The organism is Pseudomonas sp. MAFF 730105, assembly GCF_055380705.1.
This window is the reverse complement of the sequence record NZ_AP018438.1, coordinates 6,181,045-6,204,777: the sequence shown is the minus strand read 5'-3', so window position 1 is coordinate 6,204,777 and position 23,733 is coordinate 6,181,045. Positions and strand designations below refer to the sequence as shown.

Genomic DNA, 23,733 nt, shown 5'->3' with positions numbered 1-23,733 from the left:
GGTTATGGGTGATCGGCACGACTACGTGGCCCTGGAATGGGTCAAGGGCGAGATTGCCGAAACGCTGAAGCAGGCCCATCTGGCCCTCAACCGGCTGGTGGATGACCCTCAGGCGGCGGATGCCCTTGGGCAATGCCTGGCCTGCATTCACCAGGTACATGGTGGCCTGCAGATGGTCGAGTTCTATGGCGCGGCGTTGCTGGCCGAAGAAATGGAGCACCTGTGCGTCGCCCTGCAGGACAATCGCATCGCCCATCGCGACGAAGCCATCAGCCTGTTGAGCCAGGCCCTGGGACAGCTGCCGATGTACCTGGACCGCATCCAGGGTGCCCGTCGCGACCTGCCGCTGGTGGTCTTGCCGCTGATCAACGACTTGCGCAGTGCCCGGGGCGAAAGCCTGTTGTCGGAAACCAGCCTGTTCAGCCCGGAATTGCCCGATATCGCGCCCCTCGGCGATGCGGCCCTGAAACGGCTCGAGCCGGCGGACCTGCCCGGCACCTTGCGCAAATTGCGCCAGACCTTGCAAGTGGCCCTGGTGGGTCTGTTGCGCGAACAGGACGATGCCACCCACCTCGGTTACCTGGCCAAAGTCTTCCATCGCCTCGAAGGGCTCTGCGCAGGCGCGCCGCTCAATGCCCTGTGGCAGGTGGCTTCGGCGTTGATCGAAGGCATGCGTGACGGGCGTATCGCCAACAGCCCGGCATTACGCAGCCTGTTCAAGGAAGCCGACAAGGAACTCAAGCGCCTGCTCGACCAGGGCATGCCCGGTATCAATCAACCGGCACCGCCGCACCTGCTCAAGAGCTTGTTGTTCTATATTGCCAAGGCCGAATACCCCAGCGGGCAGATGCAGATCATGAAAGAACGCTACTCACTGGACGATGCGCTGCCCGACAGCGCCATGCTCGACGAAGAGCGTGCGCGCCTGGCCGGGCCCGACCGCGATGCCATGCGCTCGGTGCTCACCGCGCTCTGCGAGGAACTGGTGCGGGTCAAGGAGCGGCTGGACCTGTTCGTGCGCAGTGACCGCCAGCACGCCTCGGAGCTGGACAGCCTGCTGGCGCCCTTGCGGCAGATCGCCGATACCCTGGCGGTGCTGGGTTTCGGCCAGCCTCGCAAGGTCATCATCGATCAATTGGCGGTGGTCCTGAGCCTCTCGCAAGGCCAACGGGAGCCCGATGACGCGACCCTCATGGACGTCGCCGGGGCCTTGCTCTATGTCGAGGCCAACCTGGCCGGCATGGTGGGCACCGTCGAGCCTGAAAGTCGTGAAGACAGCCAATTGCCCACCACCGACCTGACCCAGATCCACCAGATTGTCATCAAGGAAGCCCACACCTGCCTGCAGCAGGCCAAGGACATGATCGTCGACTACATCGACGCCGACTGGAACAGCGAACAACTACAGACCTTGCCGACCCTGCTGACCCAGGTCCGCGGCGCCCTGGCGATGATCCCCCTGAGTCGCGCTGCCGGCCTGGTGGAGGCCTGCAACGGATTCATTCGCGACCACCTGTTGCTGGACCAGGCCCGACCGGGTTGGGAAGAGCTCGACCATCTGGCCGACGTGATCACCGGTCTTGAATATTACCTGGAGCGTTTGAGCGAAGATCCGGAAACACCCGGCGAGCCGTTGCTGGATGGGGTCGAGCGGAGCCTGGCCGCGCTCGGCTATTTCCCAGATGAGGCCCGGGTACCCTTGCTCGACGATGTGCTGAGCCCCAACGAAGCCCAGGTCATGCAGGATTTGCAGGAGCTGGATGATCCGCAGACCGTGCAGTCCCTCGCCGACATGCTGGCCAGCCCGGTCTCGGCGGTCAATCCGCCGGCCAGGAGCACGCCGGGCAGTCTGCTGCCGCCTCCGGTGGATGAGCACCCGGTCGACGAAGAATTGCGTGAGGTCTTCCTCGAGGAAACCGGCGAGGTGCTGGAGGTGCTGCACGAGTATCTGCCGCGCTGGGCCGCTCAACCTGCCGACCAGGTCGCCCTGGGCGAAGTGCGCCGGGCCTTCCACACGCTCAAGGGCAGCGGCCGCATGGTCCGGGCACTGGTGCTGGGGGAACTGGCCTGGGCGGTGGAGAACCTGCTCAACCGGGTGCTGGAACACAGCGTCGAGCCGAGTGCTACGGTCCTGCAACTGGTGGACGACACAGTACGGCTGCTGCCCACGCTGGTGGCCGATTTTGCCGCCCATCTCCAGCGCCAGCGTGACGATGTCGACCGGTTGGCCGCACGCGCCCACGCCCTGGCCAAGGGCAGCGATGAGCTCGATGAAGACCAGGGGGACGTGGCCGCCCTCGACCCGCTGCTGTTGAAGATCTTCGACAAGGAAGCCCAGGGGCATCTCGCCGGTCTCAATCGTTTTCTCGAGCAGGCCGCCGAACACCTGCCCTTGCAGGCCAGTGACGAATTGCAGCGTGCCCTGCACACCCTCAAGGGCAGCGCATCCATGGCTGGCGTGCTGCCGATTGCCGAGCTGGCCGGGGCGATGGACCAACTTGCCCGGGAGTACAGGGTGCACCTGATAGCCCTCGACCTGGATGAAGTCGAGTGCCTGCTGGAAGCCGAAGGCCTGCTGCGCCTGGGCCTGCGCCAGTTGCACGATGATCCACTGGCGCCGATTCCCGGGGCCGCGGACTTGATCCGGCGAACCCAGGCCCTGGTGGCCGAGCGCCTGCAAGCGGTCAGCGGCACTTCGGACACTGGCGCGCGAAACAAGCGCGACCCGCAACTGATCAACGATTTCCTGGCCCAGGGCATGGACATCCTGCTGGACGCCGAAAATCTGTTGCAACGCTGGCAGCAGCACCCCGGCGAAGGCCAGGAGTTAAGCGCTTTGCTGGATGAGTTGACGACCCTTGGCGAAGGCGCGCACCTGGCCGACCTGCAGCCGGTGGACGAGCTCTGCGAAGCCTTGCTCGATCTTTATGGCGCCGTGGAAGAAAGCAGCCTGGTGGTCAGCGACGAATTCTTCCAGCAGGCGCAACGTGCCCACGAAGCGTTGATCGACATGCTCGATGAGTTGGCGGCCGGTCAGCATGTGCATCCACGACCCGAGCGGATCCAGGCCCTGCATGCGCTGCTCGAGGCTGGTCTAGATCCGTCGGCCACCGGCCTGATCCGCAGCGATGGCAGCCGCACCTTGAGCATCCGCGAGCTGGGGCATGCAACCGCCGAGCTCGAACGCGACGTGCCTGCTGACACATCGATGGACGACGACATCACCTCGATCTTCCTCGAAGAGGCCCAGGACATCCTGGAAAGTGCCGCCCAGGCCCTGCAACGCTGGCTGGCGGACCCGGACAACGGGGCACCGCTGTCCTCGTTGCAGCGGGACCTGCATACCCTCAAGGGTGGTGCGCGCATGGCCGATATCCGGCCGATCAGCGATCTGGCCCAGGAACTGGAAAACCTCTACGAAGGCTTGGTGGATCGCCGCTACAGCTACAGCGATGAGCTGGCTCATCTGCTCAACGGCAGCCACGAGCGCCTCGACCTGTTGCTCGGGCAATTGCAGCAGGGCCAGACCTTGGGCGATCCGGTGTCGCTGATCGACGCCATCCGCCGGTTCCGTCAGGACAAGCCGAACGCCATTGAGGGCGTCGGGTCGATCCCAGGCGACGCGGCCAGCCATGATCCCGAACTGCTGGAGATCTTTCTCGAGGAAGGTTTCGACATCCTCGACAGTTCCGGCGCGGCCTTGCTGCGCTGGCAGGCCGAACCATCGAACCGCCAGGCGGTGGAAACCCTGCTGCGGGACCTGCACACCCTCAAGGGCGGCGCGCGGATGGTGGAGATCGGGCCCATCGGCGACTTGGCCCATGAGTTGGAAAATCTCTATGAAGGCTTGTCCGCGGGCCTGTTGCAACCGACTCCGGCGTTGTTCGTCCTGCTGCAGAGCAGCCATGATCGATTGGCCCACATGCTCGATGCTGTACGGGCCGGCCTGGCATGTCCGCCGGCGGACCGGTTGATTGCGCAGATCCAGGCGGTCAACCACCCGCAGAACAGCGAGACGCCGGCTACGGAGCCCTCCGCAGCCCCGGCGATGCCCGTAGGTCCGGCCACGGCACCCGCGCCCGCCAAACCCGAGCCAACTGCGTCGAGCGATGGTGCGGACATGGTCAAGGTGTCCGCCGAACTGCTGGACGACCTGGTGAACCTGGCGGGGGAAACGTCGATCTTCCGTGGCCGTATCGAACAGCAGGTCAACGATGCACACGTGGCCCTGAGCGAAATGGAAACCACCATCGAGCGCATGCGCGACCAGTTGCGACGCCTGGACACCGAAACCCAGGGGCGGATTCTCAGCCGCCAGCAAGTGGAAGCCGAGCGCTTGGGCTACGAAGAATTCGACCCGCTGGAGATGGACCGGCATTCCCAATTGCAGCAGTTGTCCCGCGCGCTGTTCGAGTCCGCCTCGGACTTGCTCGACCTCAAGGAAACCCTGGACCGCAGCAACCATGATGCCGAGAACCTGCTGCAGCAACAGCGGCGCATCAACACCCGGCTCCAGGAAGGCCTGATGCGCACCCGCATGGTGCCGTTCGAACGCATGGTGCCGCGGCTCCAGCGCATCGTCCGGCAGGTGGCGCAGGAGCTGGGCAAGGACGTGGAGTTCGTCGTCGATAATGCCGAAGGCGAGATGGATCGCAACGTGCTGGAGCGCATGGCCGCGCCGTTGGAACACATGCTGCGCAACGCCGTCGACCATGGTCTGGAGCCGGCCGACGTGCGCATCGCCGCAGGTAAACCGGCCCGTGGGCGTATCAGTCTCGACCTGTCCCGGGAAGGTGGCGACATCGTCTTCGATATCCGCGACGACGGCGCCGGTGTGCCGCTGGACGCGGTGCGGCGCAAGGCGATCAAGCGTGGGCTGCTGGCGCCGGACAGTGACATCAGCGACCGCGACGTGTTGCAGTTCATCCTGCAGCCGGGGTTCTCCACCGCCGAAAAAATCACCCAGATCTCCGGGCGCGGCGTCGGCATGGACGTGGTCCACGAGGAGGTTCGGCAACTGGGCGGCAGCATGGTCATTGACTCGACGCCGGGACAGGGCGTGCATTTCCGCATCCGCCTGCCTTTTACCGTGTCGGTCAACCGGGCCCTGATGGTTCAGTGTCACGAAGACCAGTATGCGATCCCGTTGAACACCATCGAAAGCATCGTGCGGGTGCTGCCCGCCGAGCTGGAGGCTTATTACCAGCTCGATCCACCGACCTACAGCTACGCTGGGCTGCGGTATGAGTTGTGCTACCTGGGCGAGCTGCTGAAAACCGCGCCCCGGCCGAAACTGCTGGGCCAGAGCCAGCCCTTGCCGCTGTTGCTGGTGCAGTGCAACGAACGGCATGTCGCGGTGCAGGTGGATGCCACCGTCGGGACCCGGGAGATCGTGGTCAAGAGCCTCGGTCCACAATTCTCGGCGGTGCAGGGCCTGTCCGGCGCGACCATTCTCGGCGACGGCCGGGTGGTGCTGATTCTCGACCTGTTGGCACCGATCCGCGCCATGCCCAACCAGGCCCCACGTCGCCCGGTGCTGACCGAAGGCGAGGGCGAGCACCTGCGGCCGTTGCTGGTGCTGGTGGTGGACGACTCGGTGACGGTCCGCAAGGTCACCAGTCGTCTGTTGGAGCGTCACGGCATGCACGTCCTGACCGCCAAGGACGGCGTGGATGCCATGGCGCTGCTGAGCGAGCACACCCCGGACTTGATGTTGCTGGACATCGAGATGCCGCGCATGGACGGATTCGAGGTCGCGACGCAAGTACGCGACGACCCGCGCCTGGCGCACCTGCCGATCATCATGATCACCTCCCGCACCGGCCAGAAACACCGCGACCGGGCCATGGCCATCGGCGTCAACGACTACCTGGGCAAGCCTTATCAGGAGTCGGTGCTGCTCGAGAGCATCGCCCACTGGAGCAAGCCCCATGCATGACCATCGCACCCGCTACCTGACCGGGCTGCTGTTGCCCCTGGCCGACCGACACCTGGTGCTGCCCAACGTGGCGGTGGCCGAGCTGATCGACTATCAGAGCGGCACCTTCGATATGGACACCCCGCCGTGGTTCCTGGGCTGGGTCACCTGGCGTGAGCGGCAGATCCCGTTGTTGAGTTTCGAATCGGCTTGCGACCAGAAAACCGTGATTGGCGAGCGCGCCCGCATCGCCGTGCTCAACGCCCTGGGCGGTCGCGCGGAATTGAAGTTCATCGCCCTGCTGGTGCAGGGCATCCCGCGCTCCTACAAACTTGATAGCCAGTTGAGTTACGTCGACGTGCCGTTGTGCGGGCTGGAGCAGGCGGCTGTACAGGTGGGCGAGCATGTGGCGAAGGTGCCGGATCTGTTGGCCCTGGAAGAACTGGTGATCGCCGCCGGCCTGGTAAAAGCCTAGCCCGCGGGAATATGGCGGGTGCACAGTTTGCGAACCACCTCAACCGAATGTGGGAGCGAGCCTGCTCGCGATGGCGTCGGAACCGTCAATGCAAAGGGCGCCTGACCCACCGCTATCGCGAGCAGGCTCGCTCCCACAGGGGATAGTGGAGAACACCTCCAGAACCAGTGGGAGCCGGGCTTGCCCGCGAAGGCGTGGTACATCCAGTACAAATGCAAGCTGACCCGCCGCTTTCGCGAGCAAGCCCGCTCCCACAGAGCCTCTCGCCCCATACAGATTCATTTCAACCATTACTCCAAGCGTAACGATCCACCGTCGAGCTTGATTGATGCCATCGTCCCATCACTCCTAAGGTGGTCTCCACGACAGCGAACCCGTGGAGTGGTCATGACAACAACAATATCCCCCGACTCGCGCTGGACGCGGCGGCGCGGCGAAAAGCAGCGGCGTCTCGAACAGGTGAAGGGCATGGTCGATGGTGTGGTATTGCCCACCGACCGGATCGTCGAGGCGTTGCAGGTTTTGATCGAACCTGGCGACCGTGTGGTGCTGGAAGGCAACAACCAGAAACAGGCGGATTTCCTGTCGCGTTCCCTGGCCAAAGCCGACCCTTCGAAGTTGCACGACCTGCACATGATCATGCCCAGCGTCGGCCGCTCCGAGCATTTGGACCTGTTCGAACGCGGCATCGCCCGCAAACTCGATTTTTCCTTCGCCGGGACCCAGAGCCTGCGCATCAGCCAGTTGCTGGAAGACGGTCTGCTGGAAATCGGCGCGATCCACACCTACATCGAACTCTACGCCCGGCTGGTGGTGGACTTGATTCCCAACGTGGTGCTCTCGGCCGGTTTCATGGCCGACCGCGCCGGTAATATCTACACCGGCCCCAGCACCGAAGACACCCCGGCGTTGATCGAGCCGGCGGCGTTCAGCGATGGCATCGTCATCGTCCAGGTCAACCAGTTGGTGGATGACGTCAGCGACTTGCCACGCGTGGACATCCCGGCGTCCTGGGTGGATTTCGTGGTGGTGGCCGACAAGCCGTTCTACATCGAACCGCTATTCACCCGCGACCCGCGCCACATCAAGCCTGTGCACGTGCTCATGGCGATGATGGCGATCCGTGGGATCTACGAAAAACACAACGTCCAGTCCCTCAACCACGGCATCGGCTTCAACACCGCCGCCATCGAGCTGATCCTGCCGACCTATGGCGAATCCCTCGGCCTGAAGGGCAAGATCTGCCGCAACTGGACCCTCAATCCTCATCCGACGCTGATTCCGGCCATCGAAAGCGGCTGGGTCGACAGCGTGCACTGCTTCGGCACTGAACTGGGCATGGAGCATTACATCGCCGCCCGGCCGGACGTGTTTTTTACTGGCCGCGATGGCTCGCTGCGCTCCAACCGCATGGTCTGCCAACTGGCCGGCCAATACGCGGTGGACCTGTTCATCGGTGCCACCCTGCAAGTGGATGGTGATGGTCATTCCTCGACGGTTACCCGAGGCCGACTGGCCGGTTTCGGTGGTGCGCCAAACATGGGCCACGATCCCCGTGGTCGCCGCCACGGCACCCCGGCCTGGCTCGACATGCGCCACGGCGACGGCGAAGCGCCGTTGCTCGAACGCGGCAAGAAGCTGGTGGTGCAGATGGTCGAGACCTTTCAGGAGGGCGGCAAACCGACGTTCGTCGACACCCTCGATGCGGTGGATGTGGCGAAGAAAGCCGGCATGCCCCTGGCGCCAATCATGATCTACGGCGACGACGTTACCCATCTGTTGACCGAAGAGGGCATCGCCTATCTGTACAAGGCTCGTTCCCTGGAAGAGCGCCAGGCGATGATCGCGGCGGTTGCCGGGGTCACCGCCATCGGCCTGCGCCACAACCCGAAAGACACTGCCCGCATGCGCCGCGAAGGGCTGATCGCCTTGCCCGAAGACTTGGGTATCCGCCGCACCGACGCCACCCGCGAATTGCTCGCCGCCAAGAGCGTGGCCGACCTGGTGGAGTGGTCCGGTGGCCTCTACAACCCACCCGCCAAGTTCAGGAGCTGGTAATGCACGCACTCAACCTGCAACCGAAAACCCTGAGCCTGGCCGAACGGCTGGCGGACCTGGCGGTGGACGCGCTGATCGACGAAGCGGACCTGTCACCCAAACCGGCGCTGGTGGACCGCCGCGGCAATGGCGCCCATACCGATCTGCACCTGGGGCTGATGCACGCCTCGGCGCTTTCCTTGTGGCCCGCCTTCAAGGAAATGGCTGATGCGGCGCTGGCGTTCGGTGAAGTGGGCCTGCCGCTGCGCGAGGCCCTAGGGCGCATCGGTCGTGAAGGCGAAGCGGCGATGCTCGCCACCACCGACGGCGTGAATACCCATCGTGGCGCGATCTGGGCGTTGGGCCTGTTGGTGGCGGCGGCGGCGCTGGAGCCTGAATCCAGCGCCGCCGGTGCCGTCACGTTGCGTGCCGCACGTCTGGCGCTGCTTGAAGATCGCTACGCGCCAAGACCCCTCAGCCATGGCGCCCAAGTGGCCCAGCGCTACGGCGCACGCGGCGCAAGGGAAGAAGCGCAGCTGGGCTTTCCTTCGATCATGCAACGCGCACTGCCGCAACTCAGACGCAGCCGCACCCAGGCCCATGGCGAGCAGAACGCCCGGCTCGACGCCTTACTGGCGATCATGACCCAACTGGCGGACACCTGTGTGCTGTACCGCGCCGGCGAACCCGGTTTGCGGGCCATGCAGGCCGGTGCCCAGGCGGTGCTGGATGCCGGTGGCAGTGCGAGCCTCGACGGCCGTCGCCGATTGCACGCACTGGACCAACAACTGATTGCATTGAACGCCTCGCCCGGCGGCGCCGCCGACCTGCTCGCGGCCTGCCTGTTCATCGACCGTATCGAGTCGGGTGATAGCGTCATCCAGGGAGTTTGCTGATGGAAACCTTATCTTTTGAATTTCCCGCCGGACAGCCGCCACGGGGCCGGGCGCTGGTGGGCTGTGTCGGCTCGGGCGACCTGGAAGTGCTGATCGAGCCGGGGCTGGCGGGCAAGTTGACCATCCAGGTGCAGACCTCGGTCAATGGCAGCGAACAACGCTGGCAGCATCTCTTCAGCCGGATGTTCGACGGCCAGACGCCACCCGCGCTGTCCATCGACATCCATGATTTCGGCGCCACCCCCGGCGTGGTGCGTCTGCGCCTGGAGCAGGGCTTCGAGGAGATCGGCCATGACTGACAGTACAGCGTTGCTCAACAAGCACAGCTTCGTCGAACTCGGTGCCCGGCAACGGGCGAAAGCCTTGCTTGATGACGGTACGTTTCGCGAACTGCTCGACCCGTTCCAGCGAATCATGTCGCCGTGGCTGCTGCGTCAAGGCGTGGTGCCGCAAAGCGACGACGGCGTAGTGATTGCCAAAGGCAGCCTCGACGGCCTGCCGGTGGTGCTCGCCGCCATCGAAGGCGCGTTCCAGGGCGGTAGCCTTGGCGAAGTGGGTGGGGCGAAGATCGCCGGCGCCCTGGAGCTGGCCGCCGAGGACAACCGCAAGGGCATTGCGACCCGTGCGGTGCTGCTGTTGGAAACCGGCGGTGTGCGTCTGCAGGAAGCCAATCTGGGTTTGGCGGCCATCGCCGAAATTCATTCGGCAATTGTCGACTTGCGTCAGTACCAGCCGGTGGTCGGTGTAGTGGCTGGCAGTGTCGGTTGCTTTGGCGGCATGTCCATCGCCGCCGGGCTGTGCAGTTATCTGCTGGTGACCCAGGAAGCGCGGCTGGGATTGAACGGCCCGCAAGTGATCGAGCAGGAGGCCGGAATCGAGGAATACGACGCCCGGGATCGCCCGTTTATCTGGAGCCTGACCGGTGGCGAGCAACGCTTCGCCACGGGATTGGTGGATCGCTATTGCGCCGATGATGTGCAGCAGATCCGCCAGCAGGTCAGCCAGTTGTTGCATCTGGGCGTGCCCGCCGAGCACCGCAGCGGCCAGGCCGAGTTGTTCCTGCAACGCCTGGCCCGGTTGGACACTGACGTGCAGATCGAACCGGCAGCGGTTCGCCAGTTGTATCAGGGAGAACGCCCATGAGTTCGTATTCATTGAGAGGCTTGCGCTGGTTCGAAGCCTTGAGTGGTGGCGCCGAGCCGCTGTCGGGACTGCCCGCTTCGGTGAGGGCGGCCGATGCCAGGTTGGACGGGCAGACCGTGCGCCTGTTGGCGGTGGTGGCCGATCCCGATAATCGTTTTCCCCGGGCTCGCAACGGAGAGGTCGGTCTGCTGGAAGGCTGGGGCCTGGCCAAGGCGGTGGATGACGCCATCGAGGCTGACCGCGACGCGTCCAGCAAGCGTGCGCTGATCGCCATTGTCGATGTACCCAGCCAGGCTTATGGTCGCCGGGAAGAAGCCCTGGGCATCCATCAGGCGTTGGCTGGTGCGGTGGACAGTTATGCCCGTGCCCGGTTGGCCGGTCACCCGGTGATCGGCTTGCTGGTGGGCAAGGCGATGTCCGGGGCGTTCCTGGCCCACGGCTACCAGGCCAACCGGCTGATTGCATTGCGCGATCCTGGGGTGATGGTCCACGCCATGGGCAAGGCCTCGGCGGCGCGGGTGACCCTGCGCAGTGTCGAGGAATTGGAAGCCCTGGCTGCCAGCGTGCCGCCGATGGCCTATGACATCGACAGCTATGCCAGTCTGGGGTTGTTGTGGGAAACCCTGTCGGTCGAGCAGATCGAACAGCCATCGGCGACCGATCTGGCCCGGGTCACCGATTGCCTGCAACAAGCGATCAACGATGTGGCCGATGCGCCTCGAAATTTGAGCAGCCGCCTCGGGGCGCCCCATCGGGCCGCTTCCAGCCATGTTCGCCAGTTGCTGAGCGCGCAGTGGTGAACACCTTCCTGGCGCACGACCTGCTCTGGGGGATGACCCCGCAGCAGTTGCCAGCGGATGCGCCGGCGTGGGCTGTGCAAGCCCTCGGCCTCGGCCAACCGGTGGTGGTGCGGCGGGCGCTGACGGCGCCGGGACAGGTGGCGGTGGGTGTTCGTGGTCGGACTCGGGAGCAGCGTTACGCCACGTTGATGCAGCTGTCAGCGATCCAGCGTCGGGTACGTCCGGAAGACCTGTGCCACATCGACTGCCAACGGGACTTGCCGGCCCTGCGGGCGCTGTCCCGCCTGCGGCCGATGCTCGACGCCTGCGGCTGGACCTGGGGTATCAGCGGCAGCGCCGGATTCGAACTCGCCAGCGGCATCGAGGCACTGCATGAGCGCAGCGACCTGGATCTGATCCTGCGCATGCCGCAGCCGATGGATCGCGTCCAGGCCAGGGATTTACTGGCGCGACTGGAGGGCTCGGCGTGTGCCCTGGACATGCAGTTGCAGACCCCGTTCGGCGCTGTAGCCCTGCGCGAGTGGGCGGGTTCGTCACGCCGGGTGCTGCTCAAGGATGACGTCCAGGCCCGGCTGGTGAGCAATCCCTGGCAGCCGTCGCTGGAGCAGGTCGCATGAGCAGCCTCCTGGTATTCCCCGGCCAGGGTGCGCAGCGCACGGGCATGCTCCATGGCCTGGCGCCGCATGTGTTGGCCGAGGCGAGCGATGTGCTCGGTGAAGACGTGCTGCAACTGGACGGCGCCGAGGCCTTGCAATCGACCCGCGCCGTGCAGTTGTGTCTGTTGATCGCGGGTGTGGCGGCGTCGCGCCGCTTGCTGGAGCAAGCCCCGGCGCCGGACTACGTGGCGGGGCTGTCCATCGGCGCATATCCGGCGGCGGTGGTGGCGGGTGCGCTGGGGTTCGAGGATGCGTTGCAACTGGTCAGCCTGCGGGGCGAACTGATGCAGCAGGCCTATCCGCAAGGCTATGGCATGACCGCGATCATCGGCCTGGACCTCGCCGCCGTGGAAGGGTTGCTGGCCCAGGTACACAGCGACGCAACACCGGTCTACCTGGCCAATATCAATGCCGATAGCCAGGTGGTCATCGCCGGCAGCGACGAGGCCATGGCGGTCGTTGCCAGCCACGCACGCCGCCAGGGCGCCGGAAAGGCGTGCCGCCTGGCAGTGAGCGTGCCATCCCATTGCCCATTGTTGGAAAGACCCGCGCGAACATTGGCCGAGGCATTTGCCGACGTATCGTTGCGAACCCCCGCATTGGGTTATCTCAGCGGCAGCCGCGCCCGGCCGGTGACAAAGCCCGACGCCTTGCGTGACGACCTCGCTTTCAACATGTGCCGCGTCGTCGATTGGCGCGGTACGGTGCAAAGTGCCTATGAGCGAGGCGTGCGCTTGCAGATCGAGCTGCCACCCGGTGCGGTGCTGACCGGGCTGGCACGCCGTGTGTTCGAGCAGGGCACTGTCATGGCCTTCGACGGTGCCCGGCTCGATACCCTGCAAGCGCTGCTCGCAGAGGAGGGAAGCCGCCAACCCTAGACCACCGACTCAAGCTGGCGAAGCACAAAAACAACAACTTCGACGATGCACTTTGAGGACTACGACAATGATTATTTACGGTGTGGCATTTCTGGCCTTTTGTACCCTGACGGGTATTTTCATCGGTGAGCTGCTGGGCAAACTGATCGGCGTGCCGGCCAACGTCGGCGGCGTCGGCATTGCGATGCTGCTGTTGATCGGTCTGGGCAGTTATCTGAGCAAGCGCGGTCTGTTCAAGGGCAAATCCGAGGCCGGCGTGGAATTCTGGAGTGCGATCTACATTCCCATCGTGGTTGCCATGGCGGCCCAGCAAAATGTCTATGGTGCGCTCAAGGGCGGACCGATGGCGATTCTGGCCGGGACCCTGGCGGTGGTGATTGCCTTTGCGTTGGTGCCGGTGCTGGTGCGCATCGGCAACAAAGGGCCTGAAGCCAACGTTTCCGTGAAGACGGTAGGGTGATCGCCATGTACGAATCAATGATGAAAGTGATTACCGGCTACGGCCTGATCAGTGGTTTTGCGATTGTCGGTATCACCATGTGGGTGTCGTACTGGATCAGCAACACGTTCACCAAGGGCCGCCTGCACGGTTCGGCCATCGCGATTTTGCTGGGGTTGATACTGTCGTATATCGGCGGGGCGATGACCGGGGGGCAAAAGGGCGTGGTGGATATTCCACTGCTTTCCGGAATTGGCTTGCTGGGCGGCGCCATGCTGCGGGACTTTGCCATTGTCGCCACGGCTTTTGGGGTGAGTGTCGAGGAGCTCAAGCGTGCCGGTTTCGTCGGGGTGCTGGCGCTGTTTGTCGGTGTGGGCACCTCGTTCATTGCCGGCGTGGGTGTGGCGATGGCCTTCGGATACACCGATGCGGTGAGCCTGACTACCATCGGCGCTGGGGCGGTCACGTACATCGTCGGACCGGTTACCGGAGCGGCCATTGGCGCCAGTTCCGAGGTGATGGCGCTGTCCATTGCCGCCGGGCTGATCAAGGCGATCCTGGTGATGGTGGCGACGCCTTTCGTGGCACCGATGATTGGCCTCAACAATCCACGCAGTGCAGTGATCTTCGGCGGGTTGATGGGCACCTCCAGCGGCGTGGCCGGCGGGCTGGCGGCGACCGATCCGAAGCTGGTGCCGTATGGGTGCCTGACGGCGGCGTTCTATACCGCGCTGGGTTGTTTGCTGGGCCCTTCGGTGTTGTTCCTGATCATGCGCGGGCTGATGGGCTAGTTTTGCAGGCTGCAGTTTGATCGTTCCCACGCTCTGCGTGGGAATGCCTCTTTTGACGCTCCGCGTCACGCTTTTGGGACGCGGAGCGTCCCGGGCAGCATCCCCACGCAGAGCGTGGGGACGATCATGGGATGGCTTGGCGATTGGCATACATCCGGCATTCGGCAAGCAACGCCAGCAGGTTCGGATCGCGCTCCTTGGCCTTGAGGAAGACCACGCCAATGTGTTGCTGCAAGCGGTACTTCTCCTGCAATGGGATCAGTTTCACCCGGTTCTCGTACACGGCCGCAATCCTGCCCGGCAGCAAGGCATAACCCACCCCTGAGCTGACCATGCTCAGCAGGGTGAAGATGTCGTTGACCTGCATCGCCACCTTCGGCTCGAACCCCGCCTGCCTGAATACCCGTATCCCGTCCTGATGGGTGGCGAAGCCCTGGGTCAGGGTGATGAACGTCTCGTCACGGACTTCGGCCAGGTCGACTTCGCTGCGTTGGGCAAACGGTGAGTCGGCCGGCGTGGCGAGGAATATGTCGTCGGAAAACAGGGCGATGTGTTCGCAATCCGGGTCGTTGACGCTGTCGTCCAGGGACACCAGGATGGCATCGACTTCCATGTTCTTGAGCTTGTACAGCAGGTCGATGTTCGAGCCCATGATCAGATCGATGTTGAGTTCACTGCGACGGATCTTCAGGCCCATGATCAACTGCGGCACGGTCTTGACCGTCAGCGAGTACAGCGACCCCAGCTTGAAGCGCTCGGCGGAGAACCCGGCGGCTTCGCGGGTCAGGCGTACGCTTTCGACCACATCCTGGATCAGCTTCTGCGCCCGCTCCTCCAGCACATAGGCGCTTTCCAGCGGTGTGAGGTTGCGGCCTTCATGCTTGAACAGCGGGCAGCGCAGGGCGCTTTCCAGCGAATGAATCGCCCGGTGCACGCTGACATTGCTGGTCTGCAACTCCGCCGCTGCCCGCGCCAGGTTGCCGGTGCGCATGAAGGCCAGGAACACCTCGAGTTTCTTCAGGGTCAATTCTTCGTCGATCAGCATGGGGCGGACTCTTATTCGTGTCATCCGATTGTGCCCCAATGAACCTGGGTGCGAGGAGATTTACAGATGATCGCAACTCACAGCAAACCATTGCACTTTTGCGCCCCAGGCCTGAGCCTTGGCGCGTGTTTCATCATGGAGGGGTAGGAATCGATGTATCACGGGGAGCGACTGAACGCCTGGACCCACCTGGTTGGAGCGATTGCGGCGTTTATCGGCGGAGTGTGGCTGGTGGTGCTTGCCGGGCTGACCGGCGATCCATGGAAGATCGTCAGCGTGGCGATCTACGGGTTTACCCTGCTGGTGCTGTACAGCGCCTCGACGGTCTACCACAGCGTGCGCGGGCGCAAGAAAGCGATCATGCAGAAGGTCGATCATTTTTCGATCTACTTGCTGATCGCAGGCAGTTATACACCGTTCTGTCTGGTGACCCTGCGTGGGCCGTGGGGCTGGACGTTGTTCGGGATCGTCTGGGGGCTGGCATTGATCGGCATCCTGCAAGAGATCAAGCCGCGTTCCGAGGCGCGGATCCTGTCGATCGTGATCTACGCCGTGATGGGCTGGATCGTGCTGGTGGCGGTCAAGCCGCTGTTGGCGGCCCTGGGCAGCGCCGGTTTCGCCTGGCTGGCCTCGGGTGGGGTGTTGTACACCGTGGGCATCATTTTCTTCGCCCTCGATAAACGATTGCGTCATGCCCATGGCATCTGGCATCTGTTTGTGATCGCCGGCAGCCTGCTGCACTTCGTGGCGATTCTGTTCTACGTCCTTTAGTGGGCAGCCGTGAACAACCGATCCAGTTGCTCCTGGGCCTGACTGGCGAAAATCTCCAGCAGGGCGCCCAGGGTATGTGCCGGCGCTTCATTGGCCCGGGTCACGGCGTAGAGCGAGATGGGCAGCGGTGGCGACAACGGTCGGATCGCCGTGCAGGTCTTCGAGGCGCCAAGGGCCGTGAACGGGTCGATCACCGCCATGCCGGCGCCTGATTCCACCATGGCCCGGGCCAGCGAATAGGTCTGCACGGCGATGCTGATGCGTGGCGCAGGGTCCACCGCTTCCAGATAGCCGTCCAGTCGGGCCGAGAGCGGATCGGCGCTGGAAAGGCCAATCAGGGGCGCGCCGGCCAGTTCCTGCAACGACATCGGTTTACCCACCGCCGCGTCGCTCCAGTGCCCCTTTGGCGCCAGCGCCACCAGCACCCCGCTGGCCAGGGGCTGGGCCTTGAGCCCCGGATGATCAGGTGGCTGCAAGGTCAGGGCGACGTCGATCTCGCGCATCAACAGGTTCTGCACCAGTTCACGGCTGTGGGCGCTGGATAGTTCACAGATAATGTCCGGGTAGTGCCGGGTCCATTGATGAATGGCCGCCGGCAGCAGCGACAGGGCCAGGGCCGGGGTCGCGCCGATGCGCAGGTTGTGACCGGGCTCGCGGCGCAGGCTTTGGGCCAGTCGCCGCACGCCTTGCAGGCTTTCGCTGACCTTGTCGACTTCGCGCTCCAGCTCCAGGGCTTCGGGGGTCGCCTGCAACTTGCCGCGCACCCGCAGGAACAGGGCAAATCCCAGCTGTTGCTCGGCGTGCTGCAGCACTTTGGTCACCGCCGGTTGGGAAACGTGCAGCAACTGCGCGGCGCCGCTGATGGAGCCGGCCTGGCGTATGGCCTGGAAAATTTCGATATGACGAAGGCGCATGGCGGGCCCATAACCTTTGTTTATAGGTGCTCCATCTTTATTCATTGTTCCGAGGCTGTCACCTGCCCCTAATCTCGACTGATCGGAAACGGATGTGAGGCGGACATGGGACAACGGGTGTGCATCATCGGCGGTGGCGTGGTCGGGCTGGCGACGGCTTATGCACTGGTTCGCGACGGCGTCGACGTGACGCTGGTGGAAGCCAGGGATGCGCTGGGCAGCGAGACGAGCTTTGCCAACGGTGGCCAATTGTCCTATCGCTACGTTGCCCCCCTGGCGGATGCTGGGGTGCCCTGGCAGGCGCTCGGCTGGATGTTGCGCGGGGATTCGCCACTCAGGTTGCGGCCCCGCCTGGATCCTGCCCAGTGGCGCTGGATGGCTGCGTTCATCGCGGCGTGCCGGACGTCGATCAACCGACGCAACAGCGCCCACCTGTTACGCCTGGCACTGCTGAGCCAGGCCACCATGCAGGGCTGGCGCGAAGACGATCGCCTCGATGGCTTCGACTGGCGGCGCAATGGCAAGCTGGTGACGTTTCGTGACGCAGCCCATTTCCACCATGCCCGGCGGCGACTGGCGGACAACGTGCACCAGCAGGTGCTCGGGCCCGCCGAGTGCGCGAGCCTGGAGCCGGCGCTGGCGGGCGTGCCGTTGGTGGGCGGGATCTACACGCCGGACGAGGAGGTCGCCGATTGCCACGCTTTTTGCCAGCAACTGGCCGCACGCCTGCAGGCGTCGGGGCGCTGTGAATTCTTGTTGGGGCAGACGGTGACCGGCATTTGCCACGCCGATGGACAGGTGCACGCCATCGAATTGAATGGACAGCGCTTGCCGGTGGACAGCCTCGTGATTGCCGCCGGTCACCGCAGCGCGACTCTGGCGTTACCGGGAGTGCGAATGCCGCTGTACCCGCTCAAGGGTTACAGCCTGACCGTGCCGATTGGCGCAGCGCATCGGGCCCCGGACCTGAGCATCACTGACTATGACCGCAAGATTGTCTATGCGCGAATCGGCGAGTATTTGCGGGTGGCGGCGATGGTGGATATCGTCGGCTTCGACCCGACGCCGGATCCGCGACGCCTGGCCCTGATCAAGCGCCAGGCCCAGGAAACCTTTCCCCTGGCCGGGGATTACGAGCACGCCATCGCATGGGCCGGCATGCGCCCGGCCACTCCCAGCGGTGTGCCACTGATCGGCGCCACCGGCTATCGCAACCTGTGGCTCAACCTCGGCCATGGGGCGCTGGGTTTCACCCTGGCTTGTGGCAGCGCTCGCCTGCTCAGCGAACTGATCCGCCAGCGCACACCGTCCATAGATTTGCAGGGCCTCACGCCCCGCGCCGCCTGACCCACCCCGCAACGGAGAATAACAATGCAAAAAATCACGTTGATCGGCTGCACCCTGAGCCTGTTGTTGAGCGCCCATGCCCACGCTACACAAGCACCTCCGAGCGGCACGCTGGAGAAAATCGCCAGCACCCATGGCATCACCCTGGGGTATCGCGACGCTTCGGTGCCGTTTTCCTACATAGGCGACAGCAGCGGCAAACCGATGGGCTACTCGGTGGACCTGGCAAACAAAATCGTCGAGCGGATCAAGGCCCAACTGGCGCTGCCGCAACTGGAGGTGAAGTACAACCTGGTCACCTCCCAGACCCGCATCCCGTTGGTGCAGAACGGCACCGTCGACCTGGAATGTGGCTCCACCGGGGTGACGGCCGAGCGGCAGAAGCAAGTGGCGTTTTCCTACGGTTTCATCTACGTGAAGGGCCAGTTGCTGACGGCCAGGGACAGCGGCATCCACAGCTTTGCCGACCTGCGCGGCAAGAACGTGGTGACCACCGCAGGCACCACCAACGAGCGTTTCCTGAAAAGCTACAACCAGGACAACCAGGCCGACATGTTCATCATCAGTGCGAAAGACCATGGCGAGGCGTTTCAGATGCTCGAGACCGGCCGGGCGGCGGCTTTTTACATGGACGATGCGCTGCTCTATGGCGAACGAGCCAAGGCACGCGATCCACACAACTGGGTCGTGGTGGGCAAAGAACAGTCGCGGGAAATCTACAGTTGCATGGTGCGCAAGGATGATCCGCAATTCCTGGCACTGGTCAATGCGACCCTGGGGGACCTGTACAAGTCCGGTGAGATCAACGCTATCTACGACCGCTGGTTCCAGAAACCGATTCCCCCCAAGGGCCTGAACCTGGAGTTCCCGATGACCAGCGAGCTGAAGGCGATTATCGCCAGGCCGGTGAGTGATCCGGTGCAATAATCGGCAATGCCAATAACCATTGTGGGAGCGAGCCCGCTCGCGAAGGCGGCGTGTCAATCAGGAGGTGATTGACTGATACACCGCTATCGCGAGCAGGCTCGCTCCCACAAGTGAAACTTCGACGGGTCTAGAAATCCCCCCACAACTGCTGCGCCACTGCCAGCGCCACCACCGGCGCGGTTTCGGTACGCAGCACACGGGGACCGAGGCGGGCGGCGTGGTAACCGGCGCTCTGGGCCTGTTCGACTTCGGCCTCGGACAAACCGCCCTCGGGGCCGATCAGGAACGCCAGCGTCGAGGGTCTGGCGTGGCTGACCAGCGGTTCGGCCACCGGGTGCAGCACCAGCTTCAGCTCGGCGTCGGCCTGCTTCAGCCAGTCGGCCAGCAGCAACGGCGGATGGATCACCGGTACGGTCGAGCGTCCGCATTGCTCACAGGCGCTGATCGCCACCTGGCGCCAGTGCAGCAGGCGTTTGTCGGCGCGCTCGTCCTTGAGGCGCACTTCGCAGCGTTCGCTGAAAATCGGTGTGATCTCGCTGACTCCCAGCTCGGTGGCTTTCTGAATCGCCCAGTCCATGCGTTCGCCCCGGGACAGGCCCTGGCCAAGGTGGATACGCAACGGCGATTCAGGCTGCCCGGCGAACTGTTCGTCCAGTTGCACCCGCACGCGCTTCTTGCCGACTTCAGCCAGGCTACCGCGAAACTCCTGGCCCGAACCGTCGAACACCTGCACCGCATCACCTTCGGCCATGCGCAGCACACGGCCGATGTAATGGGCCTGGGCTTCGGGCAACTCGTGATCGCCGAGGCTCAGGGGGTGTCGATGAAGAAGCGGGACAGTCTCATGTGGAGTCTCTGCAAGAAAAAAATGATCGTGGTTGAAGCGCCCGGCCTCATCGCGGGCAAGCCTTGCTCCCACAGTGGTTTCGCATTTCTCTGTGGGAGCAAGGCTTGCCCGCGATGGCGGTGGCCCAGGCTCAGCCCGGATCGCGATAACCCGGATGAAAGTCCTTCGGCACCGCCACACTGACCGTATCCCGGGTGGCGATGTCGATGCCTTCGCTGGCCACTTGTGCCAGGAAGTCGATCTGCTCGGGGGTGATGACGTACGGCGGCAGGAAATACACCACACTGCCCAGTGGCCGCAGCAACGCACCGCGCTCCAGGGCATGCTGGAACACGCTCAGGCCGCGCCGCTCCTGCCAGGGGTAGGCGGTCTTGCTCGCCTTGTCCTTGACCATCTCGATGGCCAGCACCATGCCGGTCTGGCGCACTTCGGCCACGTTCGGGTGATCGACCAGGTGCGCGGTGGCACTCGCCATGCGCTGGGCCAGGGCCTTGTTGTTGTCGATGACGTGGTCTTCTTCGAAGATATCCAGCGTGGCCAAGGCGGCCGCGCAGGCCAGCGGGTTACCGGTATAGCTGTGGGAATGCAGGAAGGCGCGCAGGGTGGGGTAATCGTCGTAGAACGCGCTGTAGACGTCGTCGGTGGTCAGGCACGCCGCCAGCGGCAGGTAACCACCGGTCAGGGCCTTGGACAGGCAAAGGAAGTCCGGCGTGATACCGGCCTGCTCGCAGGCGAACATCGTTCCCGTACGGCCGAAGCCCACGGCGATTTCGTCATGGATCAGGTGCACGCCATAGCGGTCGCAGGCTTTGCGCAGCAGCTTCAGGTACACCGGGTGATACATGCGCATGCCGCCGGCGCCCTGGATCAGCGGCTCGACGATCACCGCAGCCACGGTGTCGTGGTGTTCGGCGAGGGTCTGTTCCATGGCGGCGAACATCGTGCGTGAATGCTCTTCCCAGCTCACGCCCTCGGGGCGATGGTAGCAGTCGGGGCTCGGTACCTTGAGGGTGTCCAGCAGCAACGCCTTGTAGGTCTCGGTAAACAGCGGTACGTCGCCCACCGACATCGCCGCAATCGTTTCGCCGTGGTAACTGTTGCTCAGGGTGACGAAGCGCTTCTTGTCGGAACGGCCGCGATTGACCCAGTAATGGAAGCTCATCTTCATCGCCACTTCGATGCAGGACGAGCCGTTATCGGCGTAGAAACACCGTGTCAGACCTTCAGGCGTCATCTTCACCAGGCGCTCGGACAGCTCGATCACCGGTTGGTGACTGAAACCGGCGAGGATCACATGCTCCAACTGGTCGACCTGGTCCTTGATCCGCTGGTTGATGCGCGGGTTGGCATGGCCGAATACATTGACCCACCAGGAGCTGACGGCGTCGAGGTAGCGCTTGCCTTCGAAGTCCTCCAGCCACACGCCCTCACCGCGCTTGATGGGGATCAGCGGCAGTTGTTCGTGGTCTTTCATCTGGGTGCAGGGATGCCACAGCACCGCGAGGTCGCGTTGCATCCACTGGTTATTCAGGCCCATTTACAGTCTCCTCGAGGCGGCTCGCGGCGGGCGCGGGCCAAACAATCGGGCAAGCCTATGCAATGACGGCCCTGCGAACAACCCATTGTGTCGTTCCTGCTGCTTTGAGCGAGGCGATAGACGTCGCTGGCGGCGTTTTGATGGCTGGCGTATTCTTCGCCGTTCTCTGAGCCGACTGGCTCGAAACCTGAAATTTCCCTGTTTTATTCCGGAGTTCGCTGAATGTCTGCTGGTTGGCTGCGCGCGTGTGCGTTGGTAATGATAGGGCTGTTCAGCGTTACGGCGCTGGCGAAGGACAAGCAACCGACGGCCATCGTCATCGGTGGCGGCCTGGCAGGGCTCACAGCGGCCTATGAGTTGCAGAACAAAGGCTGGGTGGTGACCCTGCTGGAAGCCAAACCCAGCGTGGGCGGTCGTTCGGGCATGGCCACCAGTGAGTGGATCGGCAACGAAAAGACACAGCCGGTGCTCAACAAATATGTCTCGACGTTCAAGCTGGGCACCACCCCGGCCCCCGAGTTCGTGCGCACCCCCAGCTATCTGATCGACGGCACTTACTTCACCGCCGCTGACCTGGCCGCGAAGCAGCCAGCCACCGCCGAAGCCATCAAGCGCTACGAAACCACCCTGGACGAGCTGGCGCGCTCCATCGAAGACCCGCTGAACCCGACGGCCACCAGCACGTTGCACGCCCTGGACCAGATGACGGTGTCTGCCTGGCTCGATCGCTTGCAACTGCCGGCCACTGCACGTCAGCTGGTGAATCAGGAGATCCGTACCCGTTACGACGAACCGTCGCGCCTGTCGCTGCTGTATTTCGCACAGCAGAACCGCGTCAATCGCGGCGTATCCGACCGCGACCTGCGGGCTTCGCGTTTGCTCGGCGGCAGTCAGGTGCTGGCCCAGGCTTTCCTCAAGCAGCTGAAAACCATCAAGACCGATTCTCCGGTGTCAGCCATTTCCCAGGACAAGGACGGCGTGACCGTCAAGGTCGGCAGCGTCGGCTACCAGGCCGATTACGTGGTGTTGGCCGTACCGCTGCGCGCCCTGAACAAGATCCAGCTGACCCCGGCCCTGGACGCCCAGCACCTTGGCGCGATCAAGAGCACCAACTACGGCTGGCGCGACCAGATCATGCTCAAGTTCAAGACCCCGGTCTGGGACAGCAAGGCGCGCATGTCGGGTGAAATCTTCAGCAATACCGGCCTGGGCATGATGTGGATCGAACCGGCCGTGAAGGGCGGTGCCAATGTGATCATCAATCTCTCGGGCGACAGTGCCCGGGTGATGCAGGCTTTTGGCGACAAGCAGATGGTCGACCAGGTACTGATCCGCCTGCACACGTTCTATCCACAGGCTCGGGGGGCTTTCACCGGGTACGAAATCCGCCGCTACAGCACCGACCCGTCCACGGGCGGTTCGTACCTGGCCTTTGGTCCGGGCCAGATCAGCAAGTACTGGCGTCTGTGGGAAAAACCATTGCAGCGCGTAGCCTTTGCCGGCGAACACACGGACGCCTTGTACCCGGGCACCCTGGAAGGCGCGTTGCGCAGCGGCCAGCGCGCGGCCAGCCAAGTGCAAGACCTGGCGGCGGGCAAGTCGTTCGAGCCGGCCAAGGTCGCACCGGCCGCGACAGCGGCGGCTGCAGGTGCGGTGGCAGCGAAGAAAGGCAACTTCTTCACCAACCTGTTCGGTGGTTCGGATGACGAGAAGAAGCCAGAGCCGGCCAAGGCATCCGAGCCGGTCGCTCCGTCGACCCCGGCCCCTGCTCCAGCGCCAACCCCGGCCCCAGCGCCTGTGGAAGCGCCGAAGCCTGCCGCGCCGGTAAAAGCCGAGCCGACCAAAAAGGCCACGACCAAAGCCACGGCGAAGAAGCCGGCAGCCAAACCCGCGGCAAAAAAAGCCCCGGCCAAGGCGCCAGCGAAAAAGGCTGAACCGGCGAAGAAGCCAGCGGCCAAACCGGCGACAACCACTGAGACCCCGGCTCAGTAACGTCCAGGCGTAAAGAAAGCGCGGCCCAAGGGTCGCGCTTTTTTTTGCCTGCTATCAAGCTCGATGTTCAGGCATTGGGTATATCAGATACTTCCCACAGGGGAATCGGAACGGAATGATGGGTTGGCCCGGATCGCAGGTTTTAGGCTGCGTAGAAAACCGGAGCACTGAACATGAAAGTAACAACAATCGTAATAATCCTGGCGGCTCTTGCTGGTTGCGTATCTGATGAGTTCATTACAAAGGCAAAAATGATTCCAAAGCGGGACCCTCAATTAGCCTATAGATGCGAGATAGACCCCTATAAGCCTGAATGCTCGG

Annotated in this window: 18 protein-coding genes and 1 pseudogene; 15 read left to right on the top strand and 4 right to left on the bottom strand. The window is 63.7% G+C overall.

What is annotated here, in order from left to right; all coding sequences use genetic code 11:
- The first annotated feature begins 4 nt into the window (after window positions 1–4).
- From PCOSP_RS27325 to madM, 11 genes are all read left to right on the top strand, one after another.
- Window positions 5–5,938, top strand: a complete 5,934-nt coding sequence (locus PCOSP_RS27325) for a hybrid sensor histidine kinase/response regulator (RefSeq protein ID WP_464709890.1) — start codon at window positions 5–7, stop codon at window positions 5,936–5,938.
- Window positions 5,931–6,392 carry a chemotaxis protein CheW gene (locus tag PCOSP_RS27320; protein WP_139640857.1) on the top strand — a complete coding sequence of 154 codons (462 nt, stop codon included), beginning with the start codon at window positions 5,931–5,933 and terminating at the stop codon, window positions 6,390–6,392. Before PCOSP_RS27325 ends, PCOSP_RS27320 begins: the two co-directional genes overlap by 8 nt.
- 387 nt (window positions 6,393–6,779) lie before the next feature.
- Entirely contained in the window at window positions 6,780–8,450 is a 1,671-nt protein-coding gene (gene mdcA, locus PCOSP_RS27315; RefSeq protein WP_139640853.1) for a malonate decarboxylase subunit alpha, read from the top strand.
- Window positions 8,450–9,325: a triphosphoribosyl-dephospho-CoA synthase gene (locus PCOSP_RS27310; RefSeq protein ID WP_139640851.1), complete on the top strand. Its 876-nt coding sequence runs from the start codon at window positions 8,450–8,452 to the stop codon at window positions 9,323–9,325. Before mdcA ends, PCOSP_RS27310 begins: the two co-directional genes overlap by 1 nt.
- Complete coding sequence (locus PCOSP_RS27305; protein ID WP_024778873.1) at window positions 9,325–9,624, top strand: malonate decarboxylase subunit delta; 300 nt, start codon at window positions 9,325–9,327, stop codon at window positions 9,622–9,624. Before PCOSP_RS27310 ends, PCOSP_RS27305 begins: the two co-directional genes overlap by 1 nt.
- Window positions 9,617–10,468: a biotin-independent malonate decarboxylase subunit beta gene (locus PCOSP_RS27300; protein ID WP_464709889.1), complete on the top strand. Its 852-nt coding sequence runs from the start codon at window positions 9,617–9,619 to the stop codon at window positions 10,466–10,468. The genes PCOSP_RS27305 and PCOSP_RS27300 overlap by 8 nt, the downstream gene beginning before the upstream one ends.
- Window positions 10,465–11,268 carry a biotin-independent malonate decarboxylase subunit gamma gene (gene mdcE / locus PCOSP_RS27295; protein WP_464709888.1) on the top strand — a complete coding sequence of 268 codons (804 nt, stop codon included), beginning with the start codon at window positions 10,465–10,467 and terminating at the stop codon, window positions 11,266–11,268. The genes PCOSP_RS27300 and mdcE overlap by 4 nt, the downstream gene beginning before the upstream one ends.
- Window positions 11,265–11,885, top strand: a complete 621-nt coding sequence (locus tag PCOSP_RS27290) for a malonate decarboxylase holo-ACP synthase (RefSeq protein ID WP_464709886.1) — start codon at window positions 11,265–11,267, stop codon at window positions 11,883–11,885. Before mdcE ends, PCOSP_RS27290 begins: the two co-directional genes overlap by 4 nt.
- Window positions 11,882–12,802: a malonate decarboxylase subunit epsilon gene (mdcH, locus tag PCOSP_RS27285; RefSeq protein WP_464709885.1), complete on the top strand. Its 921-nt coding sequence runs from the start codon at window positions 11,882–11,884 to the stop codon at window positions 12,800–12,802. The genes PCOSP_RS27290 and mdcH overlap by 4 nt, the downstream gene beginning before the upstream one ends.
- Before the next feature lie 67 nt (window positions 12,803–12,869).
- Window positions 12,870–13,262, top strand: coding sequence for a malonate transporter subunit MadL (gene madL, locus PCOSP_RS27280; RefSeq protein WP_139640840.1), 393 nt, complete (start codon window positions 12,870–12,872; stop codon window positions 13,260–13,262).
- A gap of 5 nt (window positions 13,263–13,267) precedes the next feature.
- Window positions 13,268–14,032 (top strand): malonate transporter subunit MadM, encoded by a 765-nt coding sequence (madM, locus tag PCOSP_RS27275; protein ID WP_139640838.1) that lies wholly within the window; start codon window positions 13,268–13,270, stop codon window positions 14,030–14,032.
- A 124-nt stretch (window positions 14,033–14,156) separates the two neighbouring features.
- Here madM and PCOSP_RS27270 read toward each other — a convergent pair whose 3' ends face one another.
- Window positions 14,157–15,077 carry a LysR family transcriptional regulator gene (locus PCOSP_RS27270; protein ID WP_024778866.1) on the bottom strand — a complete coding sequence of 307 codons (921 nt, stop codon included), beginning with the start codon at window positions 15,075–15,077 and terminating at the stop codon, window positions 14,157–14,159.
- Window positions 15,078–15,230: 153 nt separating this feature from the next.
- Between PCOSP_RS27270 and trhA the strand changes: the two genes are divergently transcribed.
- Window positions 15,231–15,848, top strand: coding sequence for a PAQR family membrane homeostasis protein TrhA (gene trhA, locus PCOSP_RS27265; protein ID WP_139640835.1), 618 nt, complete (start codon window positions 15,231–15,233; stop codon window positions 15,846–15,848).
- On the opposite strand, the gene PCOSP_RS27260 is transcribed toward trhA, so the two are convergent.
- The gene (locus PCOSP_RS27260; RefSeq protein ID WP_175362338.1) at window positions 15,845–16,762 is read right to left on the bottom strand and encodes a LysR family transcriptional regulator; all 918 of its coding nucleotides are present in this window, start codon (window positions 16,760–16,762) and stop codon (window positions 15,845–15,847) included. The two genes, trhA and PCOSP_RS27260, sit on opposite strands and share 4 nt — an antisense overlap.
- Window positions 16,763–16,867: 105 nt before the next feature.
- Between PCOSP_RS27260 and PCOSP_RS27255 the strand changes: the two genes are divergently transcribed.
- A complete protein-coding gene (locus PCOSP_RS27255) occupies window positions 16,868–18,109 on the top strand; it encodes a D-amino acid dehydrogenase (RefSeq protein ID WP_139640831.1) in 1,242 nt (413 codons plus the stop codon).
- Window positions 18,110–18,133: 24 nt separating this feature from the next.
- Window positions 18,134–19,036, top strand: a complete 903-nt coding sequence (locus PCOSP_RS27250) for a transporter substrate-binding domain-containing protein (RefSeq protein WP_139640829.1) — start codon at window positions 18,134–18,136, stop codon at window positions 19,034–19,036.
- A 127-nt stretch (window positions 19,037–19,163) separates the two neighbouring features.
- On the opposite strand, the pseudogene PCOSP_RS27245 reads toward PCOSP_RS27250, so the two are convergent.
- Both PCOSP_RS27245 and PCOSP_RS27240 read right to left on the bottom strand, forming a co-directional pair.
- Window positions 19,164–19,882: pseudogene (locus PCOSP_RS27245) on the bottom strand (16S rRNA (uracil(1498)-N(3))-methyltransferase).
- Between the two features lie 131 nt (window positions 19,883–20,013).
- Window positions 20,014–21,420 (bottom strand): adenosylmethionine--8-amino-7-oxononanoate transaminase, encoded by a 1,407-nt coding sequence (locus tag PCOSP_RS27240; RefSeq protein ID WP_464709884.1) that lies wholly within the window; start codon window positions 21,418–21,420, stop codon window positions 20,014–20,016.
- A 222-nt stretch (window positions 21,421–21,642) separates the two neighbouring features.
- On the opposite strand from PCOSP_RS27240, the gene PCOSP_RS27235 reads away from it, so the two are divergent.
- The gene (locus PCOSP_RS27235) at window positions 21,643–23,412 is read left to right on the top strand and encodes a flavin monoamine oxidase family protein (RefSeq protein ID WP_464709883.1); all 1,770 of its coding nucleotides are present in this window, start codon (window positions 21,643–21,645) and stop codon (window positions 23,410–23,412) included.
- Window positions 23,413–23,733 lie beyond the last annotated feature (321 nt).